This is a genomic window from Massilia phosphatilytica (assembly GCF_977014125.1).
Genome location: NZ_CDRNIL010000048.1, coordinates 1 through 2693 on the forward strand (window position 1 = coordinate 1; position 2693 = coordinate 2693).

The following is a 2693-nucleotide window of genomic DNA, read 5'->3' on the forward strand; positions in this document are numbered from 1 at the left end:
CACGGTGTAGCTGAGCATCACGTTCACGTGCCGGCTTCGACGGCTGCAGCGTCGTTCGCCGGCCCCGGCATGGGCGATTCTCGGCGCACCTGCTGTCGAAGGTGATCGACGGCACCGGGCCGCTGCTGTTCGACGCCGACGCGCTGGACCTGTGCGCGGCCAGCCCGACCGCGCGCCTGGCCGCGCACGACGGCGCGGTCGTGACGCCGCACCCGCCTGCGGCGCGCCTGCTGGGCGTGACGGCGCCCATCGTCCAGGCGGACCGGCTGGAAAATGCGCGCGAGCTGGCGCCGGCCGTCGCCTGCGGTCGGCGTCGCCAAGGGCGCCGGCAGCGTCATTGTGCGGCCGGACGGCGAGGTGGCGATCAATGCGACAGGCATGGACTGGCCACGGGCGGCACGGGCGACGTACTGGCAGGCCTGGTCGGCACCCTGCTGAGCCGAGGGTGGCCGGCATGGGGAAGCCGCGCTGGCGGGCGTCTGGCTGCACGGCGCGGCGGCGGACCGGCTCGTCGCCCGCCGTCAGGCCGATCGGGCCCGTGCCCGCGGCGACGAGCCGGTCCGCCGCCGCGCCGTGCAGCCAGACGCCCGCCAGCGCGGCTTCCCATGCCGGCCAGCCCTGGCTCAGCAGGGTGCCGACCAGGCCTGCCAGTACGTCGCCCGTGCCGCCCGTGGCCAGTCCCGGATTGCCTGTCGCATTGATCGCCACCTCGCCGTCCGGCCGCGCGATGACGCTGCCGGCGCCCTTGAGCACGACGACCGCGTCCAGCCGCTGCGCCAGCTCGCGCGCATTTTCCAGCCGGTCCGCCTGGACGATGGGCGCCGTCACGCCCAGCAGGCGCGCCGCTTCCAGCGGGTGCGGCGTCACGACCGTCGCGCCGTCGTGCGCGGCCAGGCGCGCGGCGAGGTCGGGGCTGGCCGCGCACAGGTTCAGCGCGTCGGCGTCGACCAGCAGCGGCCCGGTGCCGTCGATCACCTTCGACAGCAGGTGCGTGGCGCCGGCCGAATCGCCCATGCCGGGGCCGGCGACGACCGTGCGGCCGTCGAACGCGAAGCCGGCGGCGTCGCGGAACATGATCTCCGGCTGCACCGGGTCCAGGCCCGGGCCCGGATCGACGGCGGCGACGAACACGCGGCCCGCGCCCGCATACAGCGCGGCGCGCGCGGCCAGGATGCCCGCGCCGGCCATCCCGCGCGCGCCGCCCAGCACGGCCACGTCGCCGTACGTGCCTTTATGGGAATTGCGCCGGCGCGGCGCGAGCAGGGCGGCGAACAGCGCGGGCGTGTTCAGGCGCGCGTGCGCCGCCTCCGCGTGCAGGCCGGCGGTGCCGAGGCGGTCCACGTGCACGCGGCCCGCATGGTCGCAGCCGTCGCCCGTGTGCAGGCCCGGTTTGTCGCCGAGGAAGGTGATCGTGTACGTGGCGCACACGGCCACGCCGTCCGGGCCGACGACGCTGCCGGTGTCGGCATCGAGGCCGCTGGGGACGTCCAGCGCCAGCACGGGACAGGCCATCCCGCGCGTCGCCTCGACGAGTTCGCGCGCGCGTCCCGCGAGCGGGCGCGCGAGGCCGATGCCGAACAGGCCGTCGATGACGAGGCAGCAACTCCGGCCGTCCTCGATCGCGTCGATGAAGCGCGCGCGGCTGGCCTGGGCGCGCTCGAGCGCGCGCTGCGTTTCCGGCGACGGCGCCGCGCCGGCGAGGTGGACGACGTCGACCCCGGCGCCGAGATTGGCGAGGTTCGCGGCGACCTCCAGCGCGTCGCCGCCGTTGTTGCCGGGGCCGGCGAGCACGAGGACGCGCCCCGTCGGCAGGCCGCCCAGCACTTCGAGCGCATACGTCGACGCGGCTTCGCCCGCGCGCTGCATCAGCGCGCCGGGCGGCAGTTGCGATTGGGCTGCCTGTTCGATGGCGCGGATCTGCGCGACGCTGTAGAGCGGATTGTCCATGCTGGTTCCGATAGAAAACGCACGACGGTGCGGAACGTGCATTTTCGCTAAAATCGGCGCGGCGCGCGACTACAATAGCCGCTGGCTTGACTTTGACGATGGGGATAATGATGGACTGGCAGTTCTGGATCGACCGCGGCGGCACCTTCACGGACATCGTGGCGCGCCGGCCCGACGGCGGCCTCGTCACGCACAAGCTGCTGTCTGAAAACCCGGAACGCTACCGCGACGCGGCCGTCGCCGGCATCCGCCATCTGCTCGGCCTGGCGCCGGACGCGCCGATCCCGGCCGGGCAGGTGGAGGCCGTCGAGGATGGGCACGACGGTCGCCACCAATGCGCTGCTGGAGCGCAAGGGCGAGCCCACGGCGCTCGCGATCACCCGGGGTTTCGGCGACGGCCTGCGCATCGCCTACCAGAACCGTCCGCGCCTGTTCGACCGCCACATCGTGCTGCCCGAGCTGCTGTACGGCCGTGTCGTCGAGATCGCCGAGCGCATCGGCGCGCACGGCGACGTCGTGACGACGCTCGACGAGGCGGCGGCGCGGCGCGACCTGCAGGCCGCGTACGACAGCGGAATCCGCGCACTGGCCATCGTGTTCATGCACGGCTATCGCTACCACGCGCACGAGGATGCGGTCGCGCGCATCGCTCGCGACGTCGGCTGCACCGGCAGGTGCTGGATCATCCAACTAACTCCTCCGTTTTAACCTTAGCAATACGTAACTGAACCAGTAGAGCGACATAA

1 protein-coding gene and 3 pseudogenes are annotated in these 2693 nt (G+C 73.3%); 3 read left to right on the forward strand and 1 reads right to left on the reverse strand.

What is annotated here, in order from left to right; all coding sequences use genetic code 11:
* Positions 1–101: 101 nt before the first annotated feature.
* Positions 102–380, forward strand: a pseudogene (locus tag ACWNCF_RS01905) (hypothetical protein); the annotation flags it as partial.
* Between the two features lie 178 nt (positions 381–558).
* On the opposite strand, the pseudogene ACWNCF_RS01910 reads toward ACWNCF_RS01905, so the two are convergent.
* Positions 559–1989, reverse strand: a pseudogene (locus tag ACWNCF_RS01910) (NAD(P)H-hydrate dehydratase); the annotation flags it as partial.
* 68 nt (positions 1990–2057) lie between these two features.
* Here ACWNCF_RS01910 and ACWNCF_RS01915 point away from each other — a divergent pair.
* Positions 2058–2111 (forward strand): annotated as a pseudogene (locus ACWNCF_RS01915) (hypothetical protein); the annotation flags it as partial.
* Between the two features lie 88 nt (positions 2112–2199).
* Positions 2200–2655, forward strand: coding sequence for a hydantoinase/oxoprolinase N-terminal domain-containing protein (locus tag ACWNCF_RS01920; RefSeq protein WP_449405819.1), 456 nt, complete (start codon positions 2200–2202; stop codon positions 2653–2655).
* Positions 2656–2693 lie beyond the last annotated feature (38 nt).